25 protein-coding genes are annotated in these 24,675 nt (G+C 71.2%); 14 read left to right on the forward strand and 11 right to left on the reverse strand.

Features of this window, described 5'->3' with window-relative positions; genetic code table 11:
- Positions 1 to 4 precede the first annotated feature (4 nt).
- From AB0L56_RS13950 to AB0L56_RS13960, 3 genes are read right to left on the reverse strand one after another with little or no spacing between them, the layout of a single operon-like run.
- Entirely contained in the window at positions 5 to 1,603 is a 1,599-nt protein-coding gene (locus AB0L56_RS13950; protein WP_365422735.1) for a carboxyl transferase domain-containing protein, read from the reverse strand.
- Complete coding sequence (locus AB0L56_RS13955; RefSeq protein WP_365422738.1) at positions 1,600 to 3,282, reverse strand: acyclic terpene utilization AtuA family protein; 1,683 nt, start codon at positions 3,280 to 3,282, stop codon at positions 1,600 to 1,602. The genes AB0L56_RS13950 and AB0L56_RS13955 overlap by 4 nt, the downstream gene beginning before the upstream one ends.
- Positions 3,279 to 4,073, reverse strand: a complete 795-nt coding sequence (locus tag AB0L56_RS13960; RefSeq protein ID WP_365422741.1) for a TIGR03084 family metal-binding protein — start codon at positions 4,071 to 4,073, stop codon at positions 3,279 to 3,281. The genes AB0L56_RS13955 and AB0L56_RS13960 overlap by 4 nt, the downstream gene beginning before the upstream one ends.
- A 171-nt stretch (positions 4,074 to 4,244) precedes the next feature.
- On the opposite strand from AB0L56_RS13960, the gene AB0L56_RS13965 reads away from it, so the two are divergent.
- Both AB0L56_RS13965 and AB0L56_RS13970 read left to right on the forward strand, forming a co-directional pair.
- Positions 4,245 to 4,643 carry a type II toxin-antitoxin system RelE/ParE family toxin gene (locus tag AB0L56_RS13965; protein WP_365422743.1) on the forward strand — a complete coding sequence of 133 codons (399 nt, stop codon included), beginning with the start codon at positions 4,245 to 4,247 and terminating at the stop codon, positions 4,641 to 4,643.
- Complete coding sequence (locus AB0L56_RS13970; protein WP_361037030.1) at positions 4,640 to 4,945, forward strand: helix-turn-helix transcriptional regulator; 306 nt, start codon at positions 4,640 to 4,642, stop codon at positions 4,943 to 4,945. The genes AB0L56_RS13965 and AB0L56_RS13970 overlap by 4 nt, the downstream gene beginning before the upstream one ends.
- Positions 4,946 to 5,017: 72 nt before the next feature.
- Here the strand turns inward: AB0L56_RS13970 and AB0L56_RS13975 are convergent, their stop codons facing one another.
- Entirely contained in the window at positions 5,018 to 5,971 is a 954-nt protein-coding gene (locus AB0L56_RS13975; RefSeq protein ID WP_365422747.1) for an EamA family transporter, read from the reverse strand.
- Between the two features lie 221 nt (positions 5,972 to 6,192).
- On the opposite strand from AB0L56_RS13975, the gene AB0L56_RS13980 reads away from it, so the two are divergent.
- A complete protein-coding gene (locus AB0L56_RS13980) occupies positions 6,193 to 6,645 on the forward strand; it encodes an NUDIX domain-containing protein (protein WP_365422750.1) in 453 nt (150 codons plus the stop codon).
- A gap of 36 nt (positions 6,646 to 6,681) precedes the next feature.
- Here the strand turns inward: AB0L56_RS13980 and AB0L56_RS13985 are convergent, their stop codons facing one another.
- Positions 6,682 to 8,742: a restriction endonuclease gene (locus AB0L56_RS13985; protein ID WP_365422753.1), complete on the reverse strand. Its 2,061-nt coding sequence runs from the start codon at positions 8,740 to 8,742 to the stop codon at positions 6,682 to 6,684.
- Positions 8,743 to 8,916: 174 nt separating this feature from the next.
- On the opposite strand from AB0L56_RS13985, the gene AB0L56_RS13990 reads away from it, so the two are divergent.
- Positions 8,917 to 9,342: a VOC family protein gene (locus tag AB0L56_RS13990; protein ID WP_361037038.1), complete on the forward strand. Its 426-nt coding sequence runs from the start codon at positions 8,917 to 8,919 to the stop codon at positions 9,340 to 9,342.
- Between the two features lie 24 nt (positions 9,343 to 9,366).
- Here AB0L56_RS13990 and AB0L56_RS13995 read toward each other — a convergent pair whose 3' ends face one another.
- On the reverse strand, positions 9,367 to 12,246 hold the full coding sequence (locus AB0L56_RS13995) for an FAD-binding and (Fe-S)-binding domain-containing protein (RefSeq protein ID WP_365422757.1): 2,880 nt from the start codon (positions 12,244 to 12,246) through the stop codon (positions 9,367 to 9,369).
- A gap of 288 nt (positions 12,247 to 12,534) precedes the next feature.
- On the opposite strand from AB0L56_RS13995, the gene AB0L56_RS14000 reads away from it, so the two are divergent.
- The 7 genes from AB0L56_RS14000 to serC all read left to right on the forward strand — a co-directional run bounded on the left by AB0L56_RS14000 (position 12,535) and on the right by serC (position 19,767).
- Positions 12,535 to 14,703 (forward strand): ATP-binding protein, encoded by a 2,169-nt coding sequence (locus tag AB0L56_RS14000; protein WP_365422760.1) that lies wholly within the window; start codon positions 12,535 to 12,537, stop codon positions 14,701 to 14,703.
- Positions 14,700 to 15,107: a roadblock/LC7 domain-containing protein gene (locus AB0L56_RS14005; protein ID WP_361037044.1), complete on the forward strand. Its 408-nt coding sequence runs from the start codon at positions 14,700 to 14,702 to the stop codon at positions 15,105 to 15,107. The genes AB0L56_RS14000 and AB0L56_RS14005 overlap by 4 nt, the downstream gene beginning before the upstream one ends.
- Positions 15,104 to 15,451: a DUF742 domain-containing protein gene (locus tag AB0L56_RS14010; protein WP_361037046.1), complete on the forward strand. Its 348-nt coding sequence runs from the start codon at positions 15,104 to 15,106 to the stop codon at positions 15,449 to 15,451. The genes AB0L56_RS14005 and AB0L56_RS14010 overlap by 4 nt, the downstream gene beginning before the upstream one ends.
- A complete protein-coding gene (locus AB0L56_RS14015) occupies positions 15,432 to 16,067 on the forward strand; it encodes an ATP/GTP-binding protein (RefSeq protein ID WP_365422764.1) in 636 nt (211 codons plus the stop codon). The genes AB0L56_RS14010 and AB0L56_RS14015 overlap by 20 nt, the downstream gene beginning before the upstream one ends.
- Positions 16,064 to 17,299: a cytochrome P450 gene (locus AB0L56_RS14020; RefSeq protein ID WP_365422767.1), complete on the forward strand. Its 1,236-nt coding sequence runs from the start codon at positions 16,064 to 16,066 to the stop codon at positions 17,297 to 17,299. The genes AB0L56_RS14015 and AB0L56_RS14020 overlap by 4 nt, the downstream gene beginning before the upstream one ends.
- Entirely contained in the window at positions 17,296 to 18,546 is a 1,251-nt protein-coding gene (locus tag AB0L56_RS14025; protein WP_365422770.1) for a cytochrome P450, read from the forward strand. The genes AB0L56_RS14020 and AB0L56_RS14025 overlap by 4 nt, the downstream gene beginning before the upstream one ends.
- A gap of 102 nt (positions 18,547 to 18,648) precedes the next feature.
- A complete protein-coding gene (gene serC / locus AB0L56_RS14030; RefSeq protein WP_365422773.1) occupies positions 18,649 to 19,767 on the forward strand; it encodes a phosphoserine transaminase in 1,119 nt (372 codons plus the stop codon).
- Positions 19,768 to 19,839: 72 nt separating this feature from the next.
- Here serC and AB0L56_RS14035 read toward each other — a convergent pair whose 3' ends face one another.
- From AB0L56_RS14035 to AB0L56_RS14045, 3 genes are read right to left on the reverse strand one after another with little or no spacing between them, the layout of a single operon-like run.
- Positions 19,840 to 20,169 (reverse strand): DUF397 domain-containing protein, encoded by a 330-nt coding sequence (locus tag AB0L56_RS14035; RefSeq protein WP_365422776.1) that lies wholly within the window; start codon positions 20,167 to 20,169, stop codon positions 19,840 to 19,842.
- Between the two features lie 15 nt (positions 20,170 to 20,184).
- Positions 20,185 to 20,364, reverse strand: coding sequence for a DUF397 domain-containing protein (locus AB0L56_RS14040; RefSeq protein WP_361037057.1), 180 nt, complete (start codon positions 20,362 to 20,364; stop codon positions 20,185 to 20,187).
- Positions 20,361 to 21,230: a helix-turn-helix transcriptional regulator gene (locus AB0L56_RS14045; protein WP_361037059.1), complete on the reverse strand. Its 870-nt coding sequence runs from the start codon at positions 21,228 to 21,230 to the stop codon at positions 20,361 to 20,363. The genes AB0L56_RS14040 and AB0L56_RS14045 overlap by 4 nt, the downstream gene beginning before the upstream one ends.
- Before the next feature lie 137 nt (positions 21,231 to 21,367).
- Between AB0L56_RS14045 and AB0L56_RS14050 the strand changes: the two genes are divergently transcribed.
- The gene (locus AB0L56_RS14050; protein WP_365422780.1) at positions 21,368 to 21,790 is read left to right on the forward strand and encodes an ATP-binding protein; all 423 of its coding nucleotides are present in this window, start codon (positions 21,368 to 21,370) and stop codon (positions 21,788 to 21,790) included.
- Positions 21,791 to 22,047: 257 nt separating this feature from the next.
- On the opposite strand, the gene AB0L56_RS14055 is transcribed toward AB0L56_RS14050, so the two are convergent.
- Both AB0L56_RS14055 and AB0L56_RS14060 read right to left on the reverse strand, forming a co-directional pair.
- On the reverse strand, positions 22,048 to 22,896 hold the full coding sequence (locus AB0L56_RS14055; protein WP_365422783.1) for a helix-turn-helix transcriptional regulator: 849 nt from the start codon (positions 22,894 to 22,896) through the stop codon (positions 22,048 to 22,050).
- Positions 22,897 to 22,914: 18 nt separating this feature from the next.
- Positions 22,915 to 23,682, reverse strand: a complete 768-nt coding sequence (locus tag AB0L56_RS14060; protein WP_361037107.1) for a DUF6879 family protein — start codon at positions 23,680 to 23,682, stop codon at positions 22,915 to 22,917.
- A 197-nt stretch (positions 23,683 to 23,879) separates the two neighbouring features.
- Here AB0L56_RS14060 and AB0L56_RS14065 point away from each other — a divergent pair, with 197 nt between their 5' ends.
- Together AB0L56_RS14065 and AB0L56_RS14070 are read left to right on the forward strand one after the other, a co-directional pair.
- A complete protein-coding gene (locus AB0L56_RS14065) occupies positions 23,880 to 24,113 on the forward strand; it encodes a DUF397 domain-containing protein (protein ID WP_361037065.1) in 234 nt (77 codons plus the stop codon).
- An 83-nt stretch (positions 24,114 to 24,196) separates the two neighbouring features.
- Positions 24,197 to 24,655, forward strand: coding sequence for a hypothetical protein (locus AB0L56_RS14070; protein ID WP_365422787.1), 459 nt, complete (start codon positions 24,197 to 24,199; stop codon positions 24,653 to 24,655).
- Positions 24,656 to 24,675 lie beyond the last annotated feature (20 nt).

The raw sequence follows: 24,675 nt of genomic DNA on the forward strand, positions 1-24,675 counted from the left end.
GGCCTCACATCCGGAAGACGCCGAAGCCGCCGCGCGCGCCCTCGTAGGGGGCGGTGTGGATCGCGGACAGGCACAGGCCGAGGACGGTTCGGGTGTCGCGCGGGTCGATGACGCCGTCGTCGTAGAGGCGTCCGGAGAGGAACATCGGCAGCGACTCGGATTCGATCTGCTGCTCCACCATGGCGCGCAGGGCCGCGTCCGCCTCGTCGTCGTACGGCCGTCCATTCGCCGCCGCCGACTGGCGGGCGACGATGGACAGCACGCCGGCGAGCTGCTGCGGGCCCATGACGGCGGATTTGGCGCTGGGCCAGGCGAAGAGGAAACGGGGGTCGTAGGCGCGGCCGCACATGCCGTAGTGGCCGGCGCCGTAGGAGGCGCCCATGAGGACGGAGAGGTGGGGGACGCGGGAGTTGCTGACCGCGTTGATCATCATGGCGCCGTGTTTGATGATGCCGCCCTGTTCGTACTCCTTGCCGACCATGTAGCCGGTGGTGTTGTGCAGGAAGAGCAGGGGGATGTCGCGCTGGTTGGCGAGCTGGATGAACTGCGCGGCCTTCTCGGACTCCTCGCTGAAGAGGACCCCTTGCTTGTTGGCGAGGATGCCGACGGGGTAGCCGTGGAGAGCCGCCCAGCCGGTGGTGAGGCTGGTGCCGTAGAGGGGTTTGAACTCGTCGAAGTCGGAGGAGTCGACGATGCGCGCGATGACCTCGCGCGGGTCGAAGGGGATCTTGAGGTCGCTGGGGACGATGCCGAGGAGTTCGTCCTCGTCGTACTTGGGCGGGGCGGCCGGTCCCGGATCGTCGTACGCCTTGCGGTGGTTGAGGCGGGCGACGACGCGGCGGGCCTGGCGCAGGGCGTCGGGTTCGTCGACGGCGAAGTAGTCGGCGAGGCCCGACACGCGCGCGTGCATCTCGGCGCCGCCCAGGGACTCGTCGTCGCTCTCCTCGCCGGTCGCCATCTTCACCAGCGGCGGGCCGCCGAGGAACACCTTCGCCCGCTCCTTGACCATGATCACGTGGTCGGACATGCCGGGGATGTACGCGCCCCCGGCGGTGGAGTTGCCGAAGACGACGGCGACGGTGGGGATGCCGGCCGCCGACAGCCGGGTGAGGTCCCGGAAGATGGCGCCGCCGGGGATGAAGATCTCCTTCTGGGAGGGCAGGTCGGCGCCGCCGGACTCGACGAGGCTGATGCAGGGCAGCCGGTTGGCGAGCGCGATGTCGTTGGCGCGCAGGGCCTTCTTCAGGCTCCAGGGGTTGCTGGCGCCGCCGCGCACGGTCGGGTCGTTGGCGGTGATCAGGCACTCCACGCCCTCGACGACGCCGATGCCGGTGACGAGGGAGGCGCCGACGGTGTACTCGCTGCCCCAGCCCGCCAGCGGGGACAGTTCCAGGAAGGGCGTGTCGGGGTCGAGGAGCAGCTCGATGCGCTCACGGGCGAGCAGCTTGCCGCGCGTGCGGTGCCGTTCGACGTACTTCTCGCCGCCGCCCGCGAGGGCCTTGGCGTGTTCGGCGTCGAGCTCGGCGAGCTTGGCGAGCATGGCGTCGCGGTGTGCCCGGTACTCCGGGTCGGCGGGGTTCAGGGCGGATTCGAGGACCGTCACAGCAGGGCCTCCGGGATGTCGAGGTGCCGGGAGCGCAGCCATTCGCCGAGCGCCTTGGCCTGCGGATCGAAGCGGGCCTGGGCGGCGACGCCCTCGCCGAGGATGCCCTCGACGACGAAGTTCAGGGCGCGCAGGCGGGGCAGTACGTGGCGGGTGACGGGAAGGTCGCGGGCCTCGGGGAGCAGCGTGCGGAACCGCTCGACGGTCAGCTCGTGCGCGAGCCACCGCCAGGCGTCGTCGGTGCGGACCCAGACGCCGACGTTGGCGTTTCCCCCCTTGTCGCCGCTGCGGGCGCCGGCAAGGAGTCCGAGGGGGGCTCGCGTGGTGGGTCCCGGTGGCAGCGGCTCGGGGAGAGCGGGGTCCGGTACGTCCTCGAGTACGGCGGTGTCGGGGGCCGGGGTCACGGGGACGCGGCGTCCGTCGTGGAGGACGGCCACATGGTCGACGTCGCCATGGGGGACGTACACATCCTCGAAGACCCCATAGGGGGAGCCCTTTCCCGGTGGCGCCATGACATGGAATCCGGGGTAGCCGGCCAGGGCCAGTTCGATGGCGGCCCCGCTCAGCACCCGACCGACGGCCTCCTGCGAGGGGTCCCTTACGACGAGCCGCAGCAGGGCGCTGGCGGTCTCCTCGGTGTCGGCGTCGGGCCGGTCGGTGCGCGCGAGTTCCCAGCGCACCTCGGCGGGCGGCGACTTGGCGAGCGCGTCGCTCATCTGCTCCTTCACGAGCGCGGCCTTGGCCTCGATGTCGAGCCCGGTGAGCACGAACACGACCTCGTTGCGGAAGCCGCCGAGCCGGTTGAGGCCGGCCTTGAGCGTGGGCGGCGGGGCCTCGCCCCGGACCCCTTCGACGCGCACCCGGTCGGGCCCGTCCTGCCGCAGCCGTACGGTGTCCAGCCGGGCGGTGACGTCCGGTCCGGCGTACCGGGCGCCGCCGGTCTCGTAGAGCAGCTGTGCCGTGATGGTGCCGACGTCGACGAAGCCGCCGGTGCCGGGGTGCTTGGTGATGACACTGGTGCCGTCGGCGTGGATCTCGGCGAGGGGGAAGCCGGGCCTGCGGAGTGCGCCGGGCGGGTGTTCGGTGAAGAAGGCGTAGTTCCCGCCGGTGGCCTGGGTCCCGCATTCCAGCACATGTCCGGCGACGAGGGCTCCCGCGAGCCGGTCGTGGTCCGTCGCCGCCCAGCCGAAGTGGGCGGCGGCCGGCCCGGTGACGAGGGCGGCGTCGGTGACACGGCCGGTGACGACGACGTCGGCGCCCGCGCGGAGGCATTCCGCGATGCCGAAGCCGCCGAGGTAGGCGTGGGCGGCGAGGCTCCCGGGGTACCGCGCGGTGAGGTCGTCGCCCTCGACGTGGGCGACCCGTACGGGGATGCCGAGCCGGCCGGCGAGGGCCCGTACGGCGTCGGCGAGGCCGCCCGGGTTGAGCCCGCCCGCGTTGGTGACGATCCTGACGCCCTTCTCGTGGGCGGGGCCGAGGCACTCCTCCAGTTGGCGCAGGAAGGTGCGGGCGTACCCGGCGGAGGGGTCCTTGAGCCGGTCGCGGGCGAGGATGAGCATGGTCAGTTCGGCGAGGTAGTCGCCGGTGAGGACGTCGACCTCGCCGCCGGTGAGCATTTCGCGCAGGGCGTCGAGGCGGTCGCCGTAGAAGCCGGAGAAGTTGCCGATGCGCAGGGTCACCGGGTGCTCTCCCGCGGCTCCCGTCCACCGCCGGCCGGCCCGGCGAAGGCCTGGGCGATGTCCAGCCAGCGGTCGGCGTCGGGCCCCTCGGCGGTGAGGGCGAGGTCCGCGCGGTGGGCACGCTGGGTGACGAGCAGGCAGAAGTCGAGCGCGGGGCCGCTGACCCGCTGCGGCGCGTCCTCGGGCCCGTACGCCCAGGTGCCGCCCCCCGGCGCGACGAGTTCGACCCGGAAGGGGTCGGCGGGCGGGGTGAGCCCGTGCACGCCGTAGGCGAAGTCCCGGGTGCGCACCCCGAGCCAGGCCACATGCCGGAGCCGGTGGCCCTGTGGCCTGGTGACACCGATCGCGTCCGCCACGTCCAGCCCATGCGCCCAGGTCTCCATGAGACGGGCGGTGGCCATGGAGGCGGCGGACATGGGCGGCCCGTACCAGGGGAACCGCGCCCCGGCCGGGGCCTCCCGCAGCGCCTTCTCCAGCGCGGCACGCCCCTCACGCCACCGCGCGAGCAGCTCGGCGGGCGCGGACCGGGCGTACTCCTCGGCACCCTCGTCCACGAAGGTGTGGGGTGCGGTGAGGGCCCGCTCCACCACCGCCTGGAACGCGCCCGCGTCGGTGACGGCGAGCAGCGCGGAGTGGTCGGTCCAGGCGAGGTGGGCGATCTGGTGGGCGACGGTCCATCCGGCGGCGGGTGTGGGCAGCGCCCACCGCTCGGGGCCGAGCCCGGCCACGAGCCGGTCGAGCCCTTCGCTCTCCTGACGCAGATCGTCGATCACGGACGTCGGATCGGACACGAGGCGCTCCCCTCGGGACACGGACACGGCGGTGTGCGGCGCGGTTGCGTGGAGCATGACAGCGGTGCGGAAAACAAGCAAGCGTGCTTGCTGGATTTAGGGCGCCGACCTGAAGCCGGATGCAAGGTGACCACTTGCCTGCGAATATTAGTCTGTGCTAATTTTTTCGTTGTGGCCGAACCCTATGAGCTGCGCTTCTTCGAAGATGTGCTGGACTGGATCAAAACGCTCGCCAAGGAGGACCCTGACAGCCATCTGCACGTGATAGCCGCCTTGGAACGCCTCCAAGAGGTGGGGCCGGCGCTGCGGCGGCCAACAGTCGGTGCGATCGAGAAAAGTCGCTACCGGAACATGCGGGAGTTACGCCCACGCAGCGGCGGAACGGTGAGTATCAGGCTGCTGTTCGTCTTCGATCCCGAGCGGCGGGCGATCTTCCTGGTGGCGGGGAACAAGGCCGCCGGACGCCAATGGGCGGCCTGGTACCCCCGGGCAATCAAAGAGGCGGACGACAGGTTCACGGCCTACCTTGAGGCGCTGGAGCAGGAGAAGAAGGAAGGACGGGGAACATGAAGCTTGGTTCCATGGACGACCTGACGGCCGACATCACCCCCGAGAAGCGCGAGCGCATCGACGCCATCAAGGCGGAGATGGTCGACGCGGAGCGCGGGCACGAACTGGCCGCGCTGCGCAAGGCGCAAGGCTTCACCCAGGTCCAGGTCGCCAAGGCGATGGGTGTCACTCAGGGACGGGTCAGTCAGATCGAGCGCGGCACCGCTCGCTTGGACACCTCAACCATGGCGGCTTACCTCCACGCCATCGGTGGCGAGCTGACCATAACGGCCACTGTGGGGAACCTTTCGGTGCGGCTCTAGGCGACGCCGTGCAGCCCTCCCTGTGCACCGCCTTGGCGGCCTCCTGACGCGCCTCGCCACGCCCGGCGATCGTCAGGAGAGAGTCTCCGCTCCCTTGGCCTTCCCCCGTCCCACCTGCGTCCGTACCGCGCCCATGCTCGCCGCGATGACCAGGGTGATGGCGGCGGCCTCAGCGGTGGAGAGGGCCTGGTCGAGGATCAGGAAGCCCGCGGTGGCCGCGAGGGCCGGTTCCAGGCTCATCAGGACCGCGAAGGTGGAGGCGGGCAGGCGGCGCAGGGCGAGGAGTTCGAGCGTGTACGGGAGCACGGAGGACAGCACCGCGACCGCAGCGCCCAGGGCGAGGACCGTCGGGTCCAGGAGCTTCGTGCCGGACTCGGCGATGCCCAGCGGCAGGAAGAGGACCGCCGCGACGCCCATCGCGAGGGCGAGCCCGTCCGCCTGGGGGAAGCGTCGTCCCGTACGCGCGCTGAAGACGATGTATGCCGCCCACATGGCGCCGGCGCCCAGTGCGAAGGCGACGCCCAGCGGGTCGAGGCCGCTGAAGCCTCCGCCGCCCAGGAGGAACACGCCGGTGAGGGCCAGCGCGGCCCACAGGATGTTGATCGCCCGCCGTGAGGCCAGGACGGACAGGGTGAGCGGGCCGAGGACCTCCAGGGTGACCGCGGGGCCGAGCGGGATACGGGCGACGGACTGGTAGAAGAGGCCGTTCATCGCGGCCATGGCGACGGCGAAGACCATCACCGTGCCCCAGTCGGCGCGCGAGTGCCCGCGCAGCCGGGGCCGGCACAGCACGATCAGCACGAGCGCGGCCACCAGCAGCCGCAGCGACACGACCCCGAGCGCGCCTGCCCGCGGCATCAGCGTCACCGCCAGCGCCCCGCCGAACTGAACGGAGACCCCGCCGGCGAGGACCAGCCCGACGGGCCCCAGGGAACCCCGGCCTCGCGGGACGCCGGCCGACGGGGAAGCGGGGGCGTGGCCCGCCCCGGGGGCGGTGGACGACGTGGCGGCGCTGGGGGTGGTCACGGGGCCTTCCAGGGACGTCGGAGCGGACACTTGCCTACCGAGTGTGCTACTTGCTGGACTGTCCGGTCCAGCGTATTGGACCGTGTCAGCACCGTAAAGCGTTTATAAGCCTGACGATGAGGCCCGGGTGCCGCCTCGGTCAACTCCGTCCACGACGTGTACCCCACCGGGTACGGTCTTTACTGGTGACACCCCCGTCCGTTCCCAGCATCCGAGGCCCTGTGCGACGTCTTCTCGTCCGTCTCTGGCGACTTCTGCGCCCGCTACAGAGCCGCATCATGTGGCTGCTGCACGCCAAGTTCGTGGTCGGCGTGACGGGAGTGGTCCGCGACGACGAGGGACGGGTGCTGCTGCTGAAGCACCGGATGTGGCCGCCGGGCCGCCAGTGGGGCCTGCCGAGCGGCTTCGCGCGCAAGGGCGAGGACTTCCGGGCGACCGTGGTGCGCGAGGTCAAGGAGGAGACCGGCCTCGACGTCGAGGTCGGCCGCCTGGTCATGCTGAACAGCGGCTTCCGCACCCGGATGGAGATGGCCTTCGAGGCCCGTCTCCTCGGCGGCGAACTGCGCCTGGATCCCTTCGAGATCCTGGAGGCCCGCTGGTGCGCACCGGACGCCCTCCCCGAGGGCGTCCAGCCGGTGTGCCACCCGCTGGTCAGGGGCGAGACGACGCCCTGAGGGGCCGATGTACGCCGCGACCGCCCCCGCGTAGGGCTACCGCACCTCGATTCCGAAGTCCTGCACCAGTTCCTCAAGCCCGCCCCGGTACCCCTTGCCGCCCAGGACGAAGTCCCAGTCGCCGTTCGCGCGGCGGCGGAAGGAGCCGAGGACCAGGGCCGTCTCGCCCGCCCGGCCGTCGGACACCTCCAGCTGTCCCAGCTCGGTGAGCCCCGGGTCGAGGAGGCGGATGCGGGCGTCCGTGAAGCCCGCGAGGTCCGCGTCCGGGTTCACCTCCGGGTCGACGGCGGCCACCAGCACGAAACGGTCTGCCTCGCCGGGCAGCCCGTCGAAGGCGACGCGCATCGCGGCCTTGTCGGGTGCGGTGGCCTCCAGGGCGCGAACGGCGCCGTCCGGGGTGCCGGGGTTGTTGAAGAAGACGAAGTGGTCGTCGCTGAGCACACGGCTGCCGCGGCACACGAGCGCGCACACGTCCAGCGCGACGCCGCCGGTCCAGCTCATGCCCAGGACGTTGTAGTCGTCGGGCAGCCGATCCTCGTCCGGATCCGCCGGGCGGGGCGTGCTCCCCGTCGTCCCGTCGCCGAGCCGTCCCCGCAGACCATGGCGGTGGAGAAGGTCGACGAGTTCAGGGCCCGGGATGAGCTCCAGCGGCTTGCCGTTGGCGAAGGTGTGCGAGCCGGGGCCGAAGCCGGACGTCGTCACGAGGACGCCCTTGTTGGCGCCGGCGTCCTGCACGGTGCCGTAGAGGTCGCGCACGGCGGTCGGCGGCACCGTGTTCCGGTAGCGCTTCACCTGGACGACGATCTTGCCGCCCCGGATCGGCGTCGGGTCCAGCGCGTCGACGTCCACGCCGCCGTCGTTGGAGCGCTGGGTGGTGACCGCCTGCATGCCCATGGCGCGGAAGAGGTCGGCGACCAGGTTCTCGAAGGCCACCGGGTCCATGGCGAACAGGTCGGGGTCCTCGTCGCCGCCGTGGGCGACGACCCGGTTGCCGACGTCCTGCGGCCGCCTGCCGGGCCGTACGGCCGCGAGCTGGTCGGGGCGTGCCGAGACCTGACCGCGCAGCGCGTCGGCGAAGCAGCTCTCCGGATCCACCTGCGCCAGGTGCAGCTCCTGGAACGCGGCACGCTCGGCCATGACGGTGGCGAGGTGGATCTGCCCGGGCCGGCCCGTCGTCGGATCGTGGCCGTCGACGAAGCCGTTCAGCGCCACCGACTCCAGGGCGCCCTGCTCGTCCGCGGCGAACAGCTCGTGCAGCACGAGCAGCATGCACTGGGCCAGGACCTCTCTGTACAGCGCACGCCGCTGGCCCACGGGGCGGGGCGTCTCCTTGTCCTGGTCGACGCTCGCCATGTACCGGACCACCTTGGTCTCCGGCACCACGTCGTACGCGGGCAGCTCCCAGTCCAGGACGAGCTGCCCCGCCGCCGGGTCGTAGGCCGCGGCCACCTGGCGCGGGAACCCTTCCGGCCAGGCCGTCGAGGAGTAGAGGGCGGCGGAGAAGTACTCGATCACGGCGTCGGGCTCGCGGCGGCGCACGCCCTCGACGGTCGCGGCGACCCCGGCGTTGTGCCGGCGCACCTCGGCCAGCTGGGCGTCGGCCCACTCCTGGTACTGCCGCTGGTAGGCGGCGAGTTGCTGCTGCCGCTGCGCCTCGGCGGCCTGCGCGGCGTGCCAGTCCCGCTCGAACCGCGCCCGTGCCTCCGCCTGCGCCTGGGCCCTGCGGTGCGCGGTCCAGCCCCCGCCCTGCGGCTGGTAGTGCCGCTCGTCCGGCATGGGCACCGGCTGCACGAGCGGGCCGGGCGCGAACGGCTGCACGGTCTCCGCCCGCATCAGCGTCGCGGCCCGGAACGGCGCCGCCCCGCACCCCGACGCGAGCAGCGCCCGCAACGACGCGACCTGCGCGTCCAGTTCCTCCGTACGCCGGAGGGCCTCCGCCTTCCGGTACTCGCGGTGGTCCCGCTCGACGCGCCGCTGATGGGCCCGCGCCCGCCGCTCCTCCTGTCGGCGCCGCCTTGCGTCGGCCTCCTGCTGACGCTGCTGCTGCCGCTGCATCTCGGCCCAGACGCTGACAAAACCGGTGGAACGACGACTCATGTGCTGCGGGCCCTCCCCCAAAGGCACTCCGGTTGTCCCCACAACCAGGTGTGACGTACGACTCTAACCAGCAACAGGTGCCCCGCACATCGACTTGACACACGTCGTCCGGGGCGCGGGGCGGCTGGAACAAAGCCGGTGGCGGGCGACCGACCGCTTGTTAGGGTGCGCCCCATGGCAGAGATCAGGCAGGTGCAAGTCGCGTTCGACTGTGCGGACCCCGAGCGGGTGGCCCGGTTCTGGTGCGAGGTGCTGGGGTACACCGTGGTGCCGCCCAAGGGGTACGGGTCCTGGGAGGAGTTCAACCAGAAGGAGTTCCCCGACGGGGACGGCGCCTGGTGGGCGGCGAGTGACCCCACCGGTGCCGGGCCGCGGCTGTTCTTCCAGCGGGTGCCCGAGGGCAAGACCGTCAAGAACCGCGTCCACCTCGACGTCCGTGTCGGCACCGGGCTGACCGGGGAGGAGCGGCTGGCCGCGCTGGAGGCCGAGTGCGCCCGACTGGTCCCCCTCGGCGCCACCCGCCTGCGGCTGCTCTACGACGGCACCGACTCGTGCATCGTCATGCAGGACATCGAGGGGAACGAGTTCTGCCTCGACTGAGGCAGAACGGACTGAGGCAGAACGTCACGTCTCCTCCAGCGCCTCCGCCAGGATCTCCGCGAGGTGGCGGCCCCGCACGCCTCCCAGCTGCTCCAGCTGCGTCCGGCAGGAGAAGCCGTCCGCCTGGACCACCGCGCCCTCCGGCGCCTCCCGTACGGAGGGCAGCAGTTGCTCCTCCGCGCAGGCGCGCGAGACGTGGTAGTGGCCGTCCTCGAAGCCGAAGTTGCCCGCCAGGCCGCAGCAGCCGCCCGCCAGTTCGCCGGTGAGGCCGGCCGCCTGGCGGAGTCTGCGGTCGGGGCCGTCGCCCAGGACCGCGTGCTGGTGGCAGTGGGTCTGCCCGGTGACCGGGCGGTTCACGGCGGGCGGGGTCCAGTGGGGGGCGTATCGTTCCAGTGCCTCTGCGAACGTCAGGATGCGGGACGCCAGTTGAGCCGCGCGGGGGTCGTCGTGCAGGAGCTCCGGGGCGTCCGTGCGCAACGCGGCCGCACAGCTCGGTTCCAGCACCACCAGCGGCGCGTCCGTGGCGAGGACCGGCTCCAGGAGTCCCAGGGTGCGGCGCAGCACCGCACGCGCCCGGTGCAGTTGGCCCGTGGAGAGGTACGTCAGGCCACAGCAGACCCGCCCGCGCCGCGCCGTCAGCAGGGACAACGGAGAGCGTGACCGGGCGTCGCCCACCCGCCCGCCGGACCCCGGCCGCAGCGTCGGCGGCAGCACCACCCGCATCCCCGCCGCCTCCAGTACCCGTACCGCCGCCCGGCCCACCGACGGCGACAGGTGCTCGGTGAACGTGTCCGGCCACAGCACAACCAGCGGGCCACCCCCCTCAGCGGATGTCCGCCTCCGCCTCCACCATCGGCTGAAAGGCTCCGTCGCCAAAGACGGGATCTCCCGCTCCCGCGCGATCCCGCCCAGCCGTTTCGCCGCGCGGGCGAGCGGTCCTACGGAGGCCAGGGCGTTGAGCGGGCCCGCCGTCCTCGTCCGCGCGGCCAGGTTCAGCCATACCGGCAGCCACCCCATCGCGTAGTGGGCGGCCGGACGGCGGCGGCCCGCGTAGTGGTGGTGGAGGAACTCCGCCTTGTACGTGGCCATGTCGACCTCGACCGGGCAGTCCGAGCGGCAGCCCTTGCAGGACAGGCACAGGTCGAGCGCGTCCCGTACCTCAGTCGAGCGCCAGCCGTCGGTCACCAGCTCGCCCGCGAGCATCTCGTGCAGCAGGCGGGCGCGCCCGCGCGTGGAGTGCTGCTCCTCGCCCGTCGCGCGGAACGACGGGCACATCACCTCCGGCCCCGACACGGACGTCGTACGGCACTTGGCGACGCCCACGCAGCGGCGGACGGCCGCCGAGAAGTCGCCGTCGTCGGCGGGGTAGCCGAAGGCGACGTCCACCGGATCGCGCGGGAGGACGGCGAAGCGGAGGTTGGCGTCCAGGGGGGCCGGGCGGACCAGCATGCCCGGGTTGAGCAGGTCGTCGGGGTCCCAGACCGCCTTGACGCGCTCGAAGAGGGCGACCGTCTCCGGGCCGTACATGCGCGGCAGCAGCTCGGCGCGGGCCTGTCCGTCGCCGTGCTCCCCGGACAGCGAGCCGCCGTGGGAGACGACCAGGTCGGCCAGCTCCTGCGAGAAGCGCCGGAAGCGGGCGACGCCGGGGCCGGTCAGCAGGTCGAAGTCGATGCGTACGTGGATGCAGCCGTCCCCGAAGTGCCCGTACGGGGTGCCCCGCAGCCCGTGCTCGGCCAGCAGCGCCCGGAAGTCCCGCAGATACGCGCCGAGCCGGGCCGGCGGCACCGCGCAGTCCTCCCAGCCCGGCCAGGCCTCCCTGCCGTCCGGCATCCTCGTCGCCGTACCGCTCGCGTCCTCGCGGATCCGCCACAAGGTCCGCTGCCGGGCCGGGTCGGTGACCACCGCGGAGTCCACGACGTCCGCCGCGCGGGCGATCGTCTCCGCACGCGCGCGTGCCTCCGCCCCGGTGTCGCCGCCGGTCTCCACGAACAGCCAGGCTCCCCCGCGCGGGAGGTCCCCGGCGTCGGAGGCGGGCACGAGGTCCGCCGCCATGCCCTCCACGGTCAGCGGGCCGTACGCCAGCAGCCCCGGGGCCGCCTCCGCCGCCCCGCCCTCGTCCGCGTACGCCAGCACGGCGAGCGCACGCGCGCGGGGAGCGCGTACGAGGTCCACCACGGCCTCTGTGAGCACGCCCAGCGTGCCCTCCGAACCGCAGAAGGAACGGGCGACATCGGCGCCGTTCTCGGGCAGCAGCGCGTCCAGCGCGTAGCCGGAGATGCGGCGGGGGAGGTCCGGGAAACCCGTGCGGAGGCGGGCCAGCTCGCCGTCGACGAGCTCGCGCAGGCCGGCCGGGGCGCCCGCCCACCCCCGTGCCGGGCCCAGCCGGTCCCCGCGCGGGGTGACGACCGACAGTTCGCGCACACTGTCGGCGGTCGTGCCCCAGGCCACCGAGTGGGAGCCGCAGGAGTTGTTGCCGATCATGCCGCCGAGGGTGCAGCGGCTGTGGGTGGAGGGGTCCGGCCCGAAGCGCAGGCCGTGCGGGGCGGCCGCCTCCTGGAGCCGGTCGAGGACCAGACCCGGCTGGACCACGGCCGTGCGCGCCTGCGGATCGAGGGACAGCAGGCGGTTCATGTGCCGTGTGAAGTCGAGCACCACGCCCGTGCCGGTCGCCTGCCCCGCGATCGACGTACCGCCGCCGCGCGGCACCACGGGAACGCCGTGCGACCGGCACACCGACAGCACCGCCGCCACGTCGTCGGCGTCCCGTGGAGCCACCACGCCGAGCGGCACCCGGCGGTAGTTCGAGGCGTCCATCGTGGTCAGCGCACGTGCGGCCGTGCCGAAATCGACCTCGCCGCGTACGGCGGCCCGCAGTGCGGCCGGCAGTTCCCGGTGATCCGTCATGCCCTCAGGATGCCTCCGCGAGGCCCGACGCCGCAGACGGCGCACACGGCCCGCAGTACCCCGGCCGCCCCGGGAAACCCGATGTTTAACAGAGCAGGGAAGCTGAATCTTCCCAAGGCGATCACGAACTCTCTTATAGTGACTGCGAGTTGCGCGCAGTTGTCGGGCCTCGTTCGAAAAGCGACCCCAGAATCAGGTCCGGCGTCCCATGGAACCCGCCCGAGGGCCGCGCAGCCACGATGGCGCACGCCCGCGGACCGACCGAGGACCCACCGAGGACCCTGATTGATGACCTCCCCCCTGCTCCCCGGCGACCGCCCCGCCCCCCGCAGTCTGCTGCCCGTCCCTCTGATCACCGCGGTACTCGGCGCAGTCGCCGTGCTCGCCGCCGCCCTCCTCGTCCCGGACGCCGCGACCGGCGCCGTGGCGGTGACCGGGGCGGTCGCCGTCGTGCTGCTGTGTGCGGCCGCCGCCCTTGCCACGCACGCCGTCCTGTCCGCGCGTGCGGCACGGGCGCGGCTGGAGGCCGTCACCGAGGACGTCGGCCGGCTGCTCCAGGAACGGTCCCGGCTGACGGAGGAGTCCCGCCGGCAGCACGAACGGCTCACCGGCGAACTCACCCGTGAGCGCGCCCGGTTGTCCGCCGAGCTGGACCACGAGCGCAACCACCTCGCCCAGGCCCTGGCCGCGGAGCGCGACCGTCTCACCGAGCAGCACGCTCTCACCACCGCCCGGTTGACGCAGGAGCACGCGGACGAGCAGGCCCGGCTCACCGACGAGCACTCCGCCGAGCTCACGTGCACCGCCGAACGGCACGAAGCGGAACTGCGCCGCCTGGCCGACGAACACACCGCGGACGTCGCCCGGTTGACCCGGGAGCACGCCGAGGAGCGGGACCGGCTGGGCGCCGAGCGCGACCGTCTCGCGCAGGAGCAGGTCCGGCTCACCGGGGAGACCAAGCGGCTCGCCGCCAAGCTGCGCCAGGCCAACAGCGCCCGCGCCGCCGCCCTCTCCGCGACCGCCAACGCGGCCGGGCGGATGCAGGCGCTGTCCACCGGCATGCTCGCCGACCTGCGCGCGATGGAGGAGAAGCACCACGACGAGGAGGTCCTCGCCGACCTGCTCCACCTCGACCACCGCACCGCGCAGGCGGGCAGGCTCGCCGACTCCGTCGCCGTCCTCACCGGCGCCCGCTCCGGCCGCCGCTGGGCCAGGCCCATCGCCATGGAGTCGATTCTGCGCGGCGCCATGGGCCGGATCAGCGGCTACCGGCGGGTCCGGGTCCACTCCACCAGCGACGCCGCGGTCGCGGGCCACGCCGCCGAGGGCGTGATGCACGCGCTCGCCGAACTCCTCGACAACGCAGCGAACTTCTCACCGCCGACCGCCGAGGTCCACGTGTACGTCGAGGAGGTCCCGGCCGGCGTCATCGTGTCCGTCGAGGACAGCGGGCTCGTCATGGGCGAGGCCCAGCTGCGCCGCGCCGAACGCGCCGTCTCCGGGGAGTCCGCCGAGCTGGGGGGCCTGACCGGCACCCGCCTCGGTCTCGCGGTGGTCGGCCGGCTGGCCCGGAGGTATGGGCTCCGGGTCTCGTACCGTCCGTCGGCCCGCGGCGGTACGGGGGTGCTGGTGCTCGTCCCGCAGGACATCCTCGTCCCGCCGGACGCGCCGGCGACGGCCCCGGCACAGGGCGCTGCCACCCAGGCGTCCCGTGCCGCCGGCCCGGCGCTCACGTCCCCGGTCGGCACGGAGTCGGCCGCGATCCCGGCGCCCCGCGCGGCCACCCCGGTGCAGATACCCGCGGCCGGCCAGGAGAGCCCGACGGACTCGGCAGACACGGACGACCGCCCGGACACCGCCCCGACCCTCACCCCCGGCCGACCCGAACCCGAGACCGGCCACGCCACCGCGCACGACGACAGACACGTCGACGGCAGCGGCACCACCGCCGACCCCGCGCCCGCCGACCGATCCGACCCTCCGGCGCCCCGCGGGAACACCCGCCCCGCCCCCTCGTACGCCGCCGCCCGCGCCGGAGCCGACCTCGACCCCGACCCGGTCCCGACCCACGAGTCCCCGTCCCCCGACTGCGACCCCGCGCCGCCGCTCGTACTCCCCCGCCGGCGCCGCGGCCGGACCCTCGCCGAGGCCGAACGCACGCGTGCGGGCGCCGGGCCCGCTTCCACCACCCGGCCCGCCCCCACGGCCGAGGAGACACGAGCCCGTACCGCCCGCTTCAGCAGCTTCCGCCAGGCCGTGCGCGCCCCCACCTCGGACGACACGGCCGACCCGGACTCCGGTACTCCCGCGGACACCCGGGACGCCCCGGGCGCGGGCGACACCGACACCACCCCGGACACCACCCCCGACCCGACCCTCGAAGCACAGCCCACCCCCGACCCGACCCCCGAAGCACAGCCCACTCCCGCGACCCCGGAAGGCGACACCACCTCATGACCGGCACGACGACCGCCGACGAGAAGCTCACCTGGCTGCTGGAGGGCCTGCTGGAGCGCACGCCCGGCGCACGGCACGCGCTCGTGCTGTCCCGTGACGGCCTGAAACTGTGCCGCACCCCGGAGCTCTCCGCCGACCAGGCCGACCAGCTCGCCGCGATCGCCGCCGGCATCCAGTCGCTGTCGCACGGCGCCTCCGTCGAGTTCGGCGACGGCAGCGGCGGGGTGCGCTCGGCGATGACCGAGTTCTACGGGGGCGTGCTGTTCATCGTGGAGGCCGGTCAGGGCGCGCACCTGGCCGTGGTCACCACCGAGGACGCGGACGCCGGACTCATCGGGCACAACATGAGCGAACTCGTGGAACAACTCGGCGAGCACCTGACCGCCCTGCCGCGCCGCTCATGAGCAGGCCCGGCAGGGACGACGCCCCCGACCGGCTGTACACCCTCACCGGAGGGCGCAGCCGGTCCGGGCCCGACAACCCCTTCGACCTGGTGACCCTGGTGGTCGCCGAATGCGATCCGGCGCCGGGCATGCAGTCCGAGCACACGGCGATCCTCCAGCTGACCGAGCGCCCCACGGCGGTCGTGGAGATCGCCGCCGAGCTGAAGCTGCCCGTCAGCATCACGCGGATCCTGCTCTCCGACCTTCTCGCGGCGGGCCGGGTCAGCGCCCGTCACCCCCGCAAGGCCGCCGTTCCCGACCCCGACATCCTGGAGCAGGTGCTCGTTGGACTCCGCAACCTCTGAGACGCACCCCGCGGCCGAGACCCGTACGCCACTCGGCGCGTCGGCCGACAACGGCCTGAAGATCGTGGTCGTGGGCGGCTTCGGCGCCGGCAAGACGACGATGGTCCGTTCGGTCAGCGAGATCCGTCCCCTCAACACCGAGGAGACGATGACGCAGGCCGGCGAGGCCGTCGACGACGTGAGCGGGGTGAGCGGCAAGTCCGCGACCACTGTCGCCTTCGACTTCGGCCGCATCACCCTCGACGCGCGCAACGTGCTGTATCTGTTCGGGGCGCCCGGCCAGGAACGGTTCTGGTTCCTCTGGGACCGGCTGTTCTCCGGGACTCTCGGCGCGGTCGTGCTGGTCGACACCCGGCGCATCGACGACTCCTGGTACGCCATCGACCGGCTGGAGAAGCACGGCACGCCGTTCATCGTGGCCTGCAACGACTTCGGCGGCCCCACGTTCACTCCCCAGCAGATCCGCGAGGCCCTGGACCTCGACCCCCATGTACCGCTGGTGAACTGCGACGCGCGCTCCCGGGAGTCCAGCAAGATCGTGCTGATCACCCTGGTCGAGCACATCCGGAGCCTGTACGCCGATCCGGCCCGAGCCTCCCGTCAGGAGCTGGTGTGAGTCCCGCCCCCCTCCCCAACGCCGTCCCCTTCCAGGGAAACCTGCTCCAGGACGACCCGGCCCGGGTGTACCGGGAGATGCGGCGCGATCACGGCAGTGTGGTGCCGGTGGTGCTCGACGGCGACGCACCGGCCTGGCTGGTGCTCGGCTACCGCGAGCTGCACCAGATCACCGGCGACCCGGTGCTGTTCAGCCGCGACTCCGAGCTGTGGAACCAGTGGGAGGACATCCCCGACGACTGGCCGCTACTGCCGATGATCGGCCGCAGGCAGCCGTCGATCCTGTACACCGTCGGTGAGCGGCATCGCGAGCGGGCCGGGATGCTGGTGAACGCGCTGGAGGCGGTCGACCCGTTCGAGCTGCGCGGCTACGCCGAGAAGTTCGCGGACGAGCTGATCGACGCCCTCTGCCCCAAGGGCCGCGCGGACATCATCGGCGAGTACGCGATGCTGCTGCCGGTGCGGGTACTGGCCCGGCTCTACGGCTTCCCCGACGAGGCGGGCCCGGCTCTGGTCACCGCCCTCAACGACATGATCGACGGGCGGGAGCGGGCGCTGGCGGGCCAGACCCATCTGTTCACGTCGATGACGGAACTGGTGGCCGAGCGGAAGAAGGAGCCGGCCGAGGACGTCGCGTCGCGGATGCTCGCCGACGCGTCGGGTTTCACCGAGGAGGAGATTGTCCAGGATCTGATGGTGATGATGGCCGCCGGGCACCAGCCGACCGCCGACTGGATGGGCAACTCGCTGCGTCTGATGCTCACCGACGGCCGGTTCGCCGCGTCCCTGTTCGGCGGCCGCAACAGCATCGCCGAGGCGATGAACGAGGTGCTGTGGGAGGACACCCCGTGCCAGAACGTGGCCGCCCGCTGGGCGTCCCGCGACACCCAGCTCGGGGGGCGCCGTATCCGCGCCGGTGACATGCTGCTCCTCGGTCTCCAGGGCGCCAACTCCGATCCCCAGGTGCGCACCGACGGTTCGGCGCTGACCGGCGGCAACAGTGCCCACTTCTCGTTCGGTCACGGGGAGCACCGCTGCCCGTTCCCGGCGCAGGAGATCGCCGAGGTGATCGCGCGGACCGGCATCGAGGTCGTCCTGGACCGGCTGCCGGACATCGACCTCGCGGTGCCGGCGGCGAGCCTCACCCGCCGTCCCTCGCCGTGGCTGCGCGGGCTGTCCGAGCTGCCGGTCACCTTCACTCCCATTCCCGCCCTTGGAGGAACCCTCGCATGACGGCTGGTACGGACATCACGACGACGGGCACCGCACAGACCCCTATCCCGCTCGACCCCTTCGTCTCCGACCTGGACGCGGAGACCGCGGCGCTGCGGGCGGCGGGGCCGCTGGCCGCCGTGACCCTGCCGGGCGGGGTACCGGTGTGGGCGGTGACCCACCATGCCGAGGCGAAGAAGCTGCTGACCGACCCGCGGCTGGTGAAGGACATCAACGTGTGGGGTGCCTGGCAGCGCGGTGAGATAGCCCCCGACTGGCCGCTGATCGGGCTGGCCAACCCGCCCCGTTCCATGCTCACCGTGGACGGCGCCGACCACCGCCGGCTGCGCACGCTGGTCGCGCAGGCGCTCACGCCCCGCCGGGTGGAGCGGATGCGGGAGCGGATCACGGAGCTGACCGAGGGCCTGCTGGACCAGATGGCCGCCCAGCCGGAAGACACCCTCGACCTGAAGGCGGTGTTCGCCTACCCGCTGCCGATGTACGTCGTCGCCGATCTGATGGGTCTCGCGAAGGAGCGGCTGCCGCGGCTGAAGGTGCTGTTCGAGAAGTTCTTCTCCACGCAGACCCCGCCGGAGGAGGTCATCGCGACGCTGACCGAGCTGGCCGGGATCATGGCCGCGACGGTCGCGGACAAGCGTGAGAACCCGGGCGACGATCTGACCTCCGCGCTCGTCCAGGCGTCGGAGGACGGCGACAGCCTCACCGACGAGGAGATCGTCGCCACGCTCCAGCTGATGGTGGCGGCCGGTCACGAGACGACGATCTCGCTCATCGTCAACGCGGTGGTGAACCTGTCCACCCACCCGGAGCAGCGGGAGCTGGTGCTCTCCGGCCAGGCGGACTGGTCGGCGGTGGTCGAGGAGACGCTGCGGTACGCGTCGCCGACGTCCCATGTGCTGATCCGGTTCGCGACGGAGGACGTGCCGGTCGGGGACAAGGTCCTGCCGGCCGGGGACGCGCTGATCGTGTCGTACACCGCGATCGGCCGCGACGAGAAGGCGCACGGCCCCACGGCCGGTGACTTCGACATCACCCGGGAGAGTGCCAACCGGCACATCTCCTTCGGTCACGGCCCGCATGTGTGCCCCGGCGCGGCGCTGTCCCGGCTGGAGGCGGGTGTGGCGCTCCCCGCCCTGTACGCCCGCTTCCCGCGGCTCGACCTGGCGGTTCCGGCGAGTGAGCTGCGCAACAAGCCGGTGGTCACCCAGAACGAGCTGTTCGAGCTGCCGGTGAAGCTCGGCGGGTGAGCGGCGCGGGTGATGGACAGGCCTCCCCCCGGCCCGTCCATCACCCGTCTCAGCGGACGGACGATTTGCGCCGGAGTTTCCCCTAGCCGTTAGGCTCCGTTCGTGGCCGAGATCCAGATTCCCGCTGACATCAAGCCCGCCGACGGTCGTTTCGGGGCGGGTCCCTCCAAGGTGCGGACGGAGGCGCTGGACGCCCTGGCCGCGACCGGTACGTCCCTGCTCGGCACCTCCCACCGCCAGGCCCCCGTGAAGAACCTGGTCGGCAAGGTGCGCGAGGGCATCTCCGAGCTGTTCTCCCTCCCCGAGGGCTATGAGGTGATCCTCGGCAACGGCGGCTCCACCGCGTTCTGGGACATCGCGACGCACGGTCTGATCGAGAACAAGTCGCAGCATCTCAGCTTCGGCGAATTCAGCTCGAAGTTCGCCAAGGCCGCGAAGCTCGCTCCCTGGCTCGCCGAACCCACCGTGATCTCCTCCGACCCGGGCACGCACCCGGAGGCGGCCGCCGAGGCGGGCGTGGACGTCTACGCCCTCACCCACAACGAGACCTCCACCGGTGTCGCCATGCCCATCAAGCGGCCGGCGGGCGCCGACGAGGGCGCCCTGGTCCTGGTGGACGCCACCTCCGGCGCCGGCGGCCTCCCGGTCGACATCGCCGAGACGGACGTCTACTACTTCGCCCCGCAGAAGTGCTTCGCGTCCGACGGCGGCCTGTGGATCGGCGTCTTCTCCCCGGCAGCGATCGAGCGGGCCGAGCGTATCCACGCCTCCGGCCGCCACGTCCCGGAGTTCTTCAGTCTCCCCACGGCGATCGACAACTCCCGCAAGAACCAGACGTACAACACCCCGGCGCTGGCCACGCTGTTCCTGCTGAACGAACAGCTGGAATGGCTGAACGGCCAGGGCGGCCTGAACTGGTCCACGGCCCGCACAAAGGACTCCTCGACCCGCCTGTACGCCTGGGCGGACGAGTCCAAGTACGCCACCCCGTTCGTCTCCGACCCGGCCAAGCGCTCCCAGGTCATCGGCACGATCGACTTCACGGACGAGATCGACGCCGCCGCCGTCGCCAAGGTCCTGCGCGCCAACGGCATCGTCGACACCGAGCCCTACCGCAAACTGGGCCGCAACCAGCTCCGCGTCGCGATGTTCCCGGCCATCGACCCGGCAGACGTCGAGGCCCTGACGAAGTGCGTCGACTACGTGATCGAGCAGCTGTAACACTCCATACGCAAGTGAGGGGCGCCCGGCACTGAACCCACCGGACGCCCCTCACGCGCATGCGCCACCCGCCTACCCGAACTGCCCCAAAAACGCCCGCCAGCTCTCCCGGGAGACGCTGAGAAGGGGCCCGCCCTCCACCTTCCCGTCCCGGACAACCCGACCCCCGGGCGCCGTTTCGGCGACCTCGACACATTCGCCCTGCTGGCTTGAGTACGAGGACTTCCGGAAGGGGCCCACTATTTCACTCACGACCGATTCTCGTAGATGGTCTGCAGTACGCCTTGGATGAACTCCGCACTCGCATCCGGTGCCAGCGCCGTCGATCGTAGGAGTTCGAAACGAACCGCCGTAAACTGACACACACCACGCCCCGCGGGTTAATCCACCGGACGCCCCCACGCGTACGCTGACCGCCTAGGCAAGATGCCTGAGAAACTCCCGCCAGCTCTCACGGGAGACGGCGAGTAGGGGCCCGTCGTCCACCTTGCCGTCCCGGACGGCCCGACCCCCGGGGGCCGTTTCGGCGACCTCGACGCAGTTGCTCTCGGCCTGCGAGTAGGACGACTTCCGAAAGGGGCCTATAACCTCGGTCATGATGCGTCATCCTTCAAGCTCCGGAGTATGCCCCGGATGAGCTGAACGCTCGCGTCCGGCGCCAGTGCTGACGATCGTAGTAGGTCGTACATGTTGGCGTAAGCCGTGAGGTCTTCCGAGCCCTCCAGGACCGATGTGCCCCGCAGGTTCTCCAGGGTCACCGCTTCGACCACCGGTTCGGCATCGAAACTGAAGGTGGAGAAGGCGGAGGTCACGACTCCGAGTACTCCTGTGCAGAACGGCAGCACCTGAACGGTGACGTTCTTCCGCTGGGCGACTTCAAGGAGTGCGGCAAGCTGCTCCCGGTGAACATCGACACTGACCAGGGGATGCCTGATGACAGGCTCCCAAAGGATCGCGGAGTACGTTGCCCCGCCCTCCTCGATCTTTGACTGCCGTCCCTGGCGCACCTTCAGTAACTGAGCAACACGCTCCGGGGTGATGTAGTTGGGGCTTCCCTCCGTGATCGCCTCGGCATAAGCGGGGGTCTGCAGGAGTCCCGGGACAAGTACCGGCTGCCACTCCCGGATATACGTCGCGTCGTCCTCCAGGGCGATGTGGTCGACGTAGTCCGGGCGCAGGTGGGCCGCGTGCTCCAGCCACCAGCCGCGGTTCTTCGAGTGTCTGGCCAACTCCTCCAGCTTGGCCCGCACTTCTGGGTCCGTGACGCCGTAAGCGTCCAGCAGCAGTCGCACTTCGATGACTCGGGCGGTGACATGCCCGCTCTCAAGCCGACTGACCCGGGCCTGACTTGCCGCGATGATCTCCGCAGCCTGCGGTTGATCGAGCTTGGCGGCATGACGGAACTGCTTGAGCGCCGTACCAAGTCGCCGACTTCGTACGGTCGGCCGTCCACCTGCGGGCATGGGATCTCCCCCTTCCGGCGGCAACGATGCCACACAGTCAGCCACGTCCGAGAGATCATCACTCGATCGTGTAGACCACCGAATGTATTCGGTTGAGAAGGTCGCACCCGAGTTGAATTTTGCCCTAGCTTCGCCACATGCCCACAACCGAAACCTTTCGCATCCCCAAGCACAGGCGGCACGTGTCAGTGGCTCGGCGGCTTGTGGACGCAGCCCTCACCGACTGGGGCGTAGTCGAGCAACTCGGGGACGTAGTCATCTTGTTGGCCAGCGAACTGATCACAAACGCCGTGCTCCACTGCCGCGTCTCCTACGCCCAGGTCCTCGTCACCCTCACCCTGGACGGCCCCGACTTGACCCTTGAGGTCTCCGACCCAGACCGGGACCGGCTCCCCCGGCTCCACAACTCCGTCCCCGACGACGAGGGCGGACGCGGGCTCGCCCTCGTAACGGCCCTCGCAGACGCATGGGGCTGCCGTCAGGAGCCGTACGCGAAGTGCGTGTGGGCCAGGTTCACGGTTCCGGAGGCGGCGAGGGCACATGCTCCGACGGCTTCTTGAAACGCTGACCCGGCGGCACCCCCGCCCCACCCCCGAGACCACCCGGGACCTGGCCGTCGAGGTCCGCACACCGGACCCTTACGTCTGGCGACTCCCCAGCCCGCACGACGCCCGCTGGCGCCGCTGGTCCAAACGCTGCAGGGCGGCCGGCCGCTACCTGCCCTTCCCGGCAGAGGAACCCTGCTGGCACACACCACCACCCCGCCCCGCGTCAGCGCCCTGGCACACGGACGACGACGTGATACGGCCGTACGTCCTCAGACCTTGATGCTGCGGCGCACGCGAGCGATCACCTGCTGGGCTTCGGTACCGAAGACGGCCGACTCGGCGAGGGTGTCCCAGACGCGGCGATAGAGGGCAATCGTTTCGGCGTCGTCGACCCAGAGTTCGGCGTGCCAGTCCTCAGCGATGACAAGCCGGTCGTCAAGAATCCAGAAAGGGTTGCCCAGCGCAAGACGCAGAGCGGCATCCAGGGGCACAATGCCCAGGTTGACGGTGCTCATGCCCACCACCCCCTGAAGCCGGTCCAGTTGGGCTGTCAGTACCTCCGTAGGACACACCCGGGAGTGCAGCGCACCCTCCCACATAAGCAGGTTCAGTTGCTTACCTGGCTGGTACAGCCACTCCTGCCGCTTCATACGGCACCTGACTGCTTCCTCCGTGTCCCGCGGGGACCTCTGGAGTTCTGCATGGCCTTCGAAGACGTACCGGGCATAATCGGCGGTCTGAAGCAGGCCGCAGATCGTGCCGTTCTCCCATACACGCAAGGTGCGCGAGCCGAAGACAAGGGTGTTCCAGGTTTCCTGAACAGGGCGATGCCCCGCCGCCAACTGGCGCCGCCACGAGCGGATGTGGCTCTCGAATCCCCTGAGTCTTCCGCGCAGTTCATCGTAGGAGGCAGCTTGTCCGGTCGCCTCGGCCCACGCCCGGAGGTCATCGTCCGTGGGGGTCTGGCGACCGTTCTCCAGCTTGCTGATCTTTGATTGCTGCCATCCGAGCCGCTGAGCCAGCTGCGTACCGGTGAGACGTCCGAAAGGGCCTTCGACCCGGAGTTCGCGGAGCCTGCGCCCCAGTTCCTCACGCGCCCTCTGATAATCCGTACTCACCGGTACCCGCTCTTGTCCTTACGTGTCGCTGCCCATTCCTGCCGGGAACTGCTCCCGCGGTACAGCGTGATGCCAGGCAGCATCGCGCACCCTGGAGCAACGCACCACCTCTGCCGGTTCGGTGATCAGGTCGACATGGGTGAGCCGATCGTCGTCATCGAACCGCAGGAGCGCGATGAGGCGGCTGTCGAACAGCCAGAAGTCCTCGGCCGGAAGCCGAAGCCGGTCCGCGTCGGCTCGCCACATGTTGCGAATGTCCTCGCCGTTGGCGATGTTCCACTTGGCGGTTTCGAAGAGGTAGCGCTGCCCGGTGGTGGCGGGCCGGTCCACGAGGCGAACCCGCTCAATCCGTTTTCCCCGTGCGACCTGGGCGCGGACCATGTCGCCCCACCTCTTCATCGCCTCGCTCTCGGCCCAGTTCTCGTCCGCCCGTCCGGACTCGACGAACTGCGACCAGCAGTCGCCGGACTCGTCACTCGCATACCTCCGCCGCGTCTCCAGCCGCCACGCGGTGTGGTCGAACTTGTCGAACAGCTCGGAGAACTCCTCGAGTCCGATGGTCTGCACCTTGCGCGTCCGCTTCTTCGGCGACCAGTCCACCAGCAGGTCTCGGGGCACCACCACCGCCACCTCGCCCTCCGAGAGATCCTGAAGCCGTGCGACATCCTCAGGATCAGTCAGTGGCGGACCATGCACGATCACGTCACCGCTGTCCAGGTCCTCATGGACCGACGGGCATCCGCCCCCCAAGCTTCCGTTCCCGTTGAACCGAATCCGTCGCGCCATGCTCAACCGCCTCTCCTCCACGTCTCGTTCAGCGACGATCACAGCCTGACGGTTGCGCTGAGTGAATGTCCATGCATGTGGAGTGACGGCGCGAGAATAATCGCGCATATTCTCCGCACTGTCCGGCCGTGCCGCCCTACGTTCCTCACCGGAAGCAACTCCGCCCAGTCACATCGGCGAACCGGGAAGGACCACCCATGCTCGACGCGACCCATCTCTACGCCCTCGACATCACCTCGGCCACGTTCACGAAGGCCTGCGGCGGCAACACCCACCCGGACGGCGAGTCCTGCGTGACCCTGGCCCGGATCAGCGAGGGCGCCTGGGCCCTCGGTGACAGCAAGCGGCCGGACATGCCGCCGTTGCGGTTCACCTCGGAGGAGCTGAGCGTGGCCGGGATCGACCCGACGCGGTTCGGCCTGACCATCTGAGCACCGCACCCGTCGTCCCCGGTGGGTCCCGCACCCGCCGGGGACTCCCGTGATCACGGCCACGACACCGAACAGGACCACCGGTGCACCACCACGGCTATCTGTGGACCGGTCCGAAGGACCGCTTCGACCAGGAGGCGCTACGGCGCCCTCCGCACCCCGAACCGCCACCGCCCGACAGCCGCCCCGAACTGATCGGGCGGTACCGGGAAGTGGCGGCGGAGTTCCCCGCGTCGGACCTGCCGCCGTTGGAGACCGCGTACTGGCTGGCCAAGCCACGCTCCTGGGTCCGCGGCACCTGGTCGGATCCCGGGGAAGCGGCTGCATGGCTCAGGCAGCGGCTGACCGAGTACGCGCCCCGACTCACCTCCTGCGACCTGGGCAGGCTGGACCTCGTCGTCGCCTCCGCCGCCGACCGGCTGGGCCGGGGCGGCGACGTCTCGTTGGGGTTCTACCTCGAACGACCCGCGTACCTGTCCCTGGCCCTGGTCACCTGCTCCCCCAACCGAGGGAACCCCGGCCTTCCCTGCCCGGCGGCGTGAGTCGGGCAGGGAACCACTCG

The organism is Streptomyces sp. NPDC052079 (genome assembly GCF_040680275.1).
GTDB lineage: Bacteria > Actinomycetota > Actinomycetes > Streptomycetales > Streptomycetaceae > Streptomyces.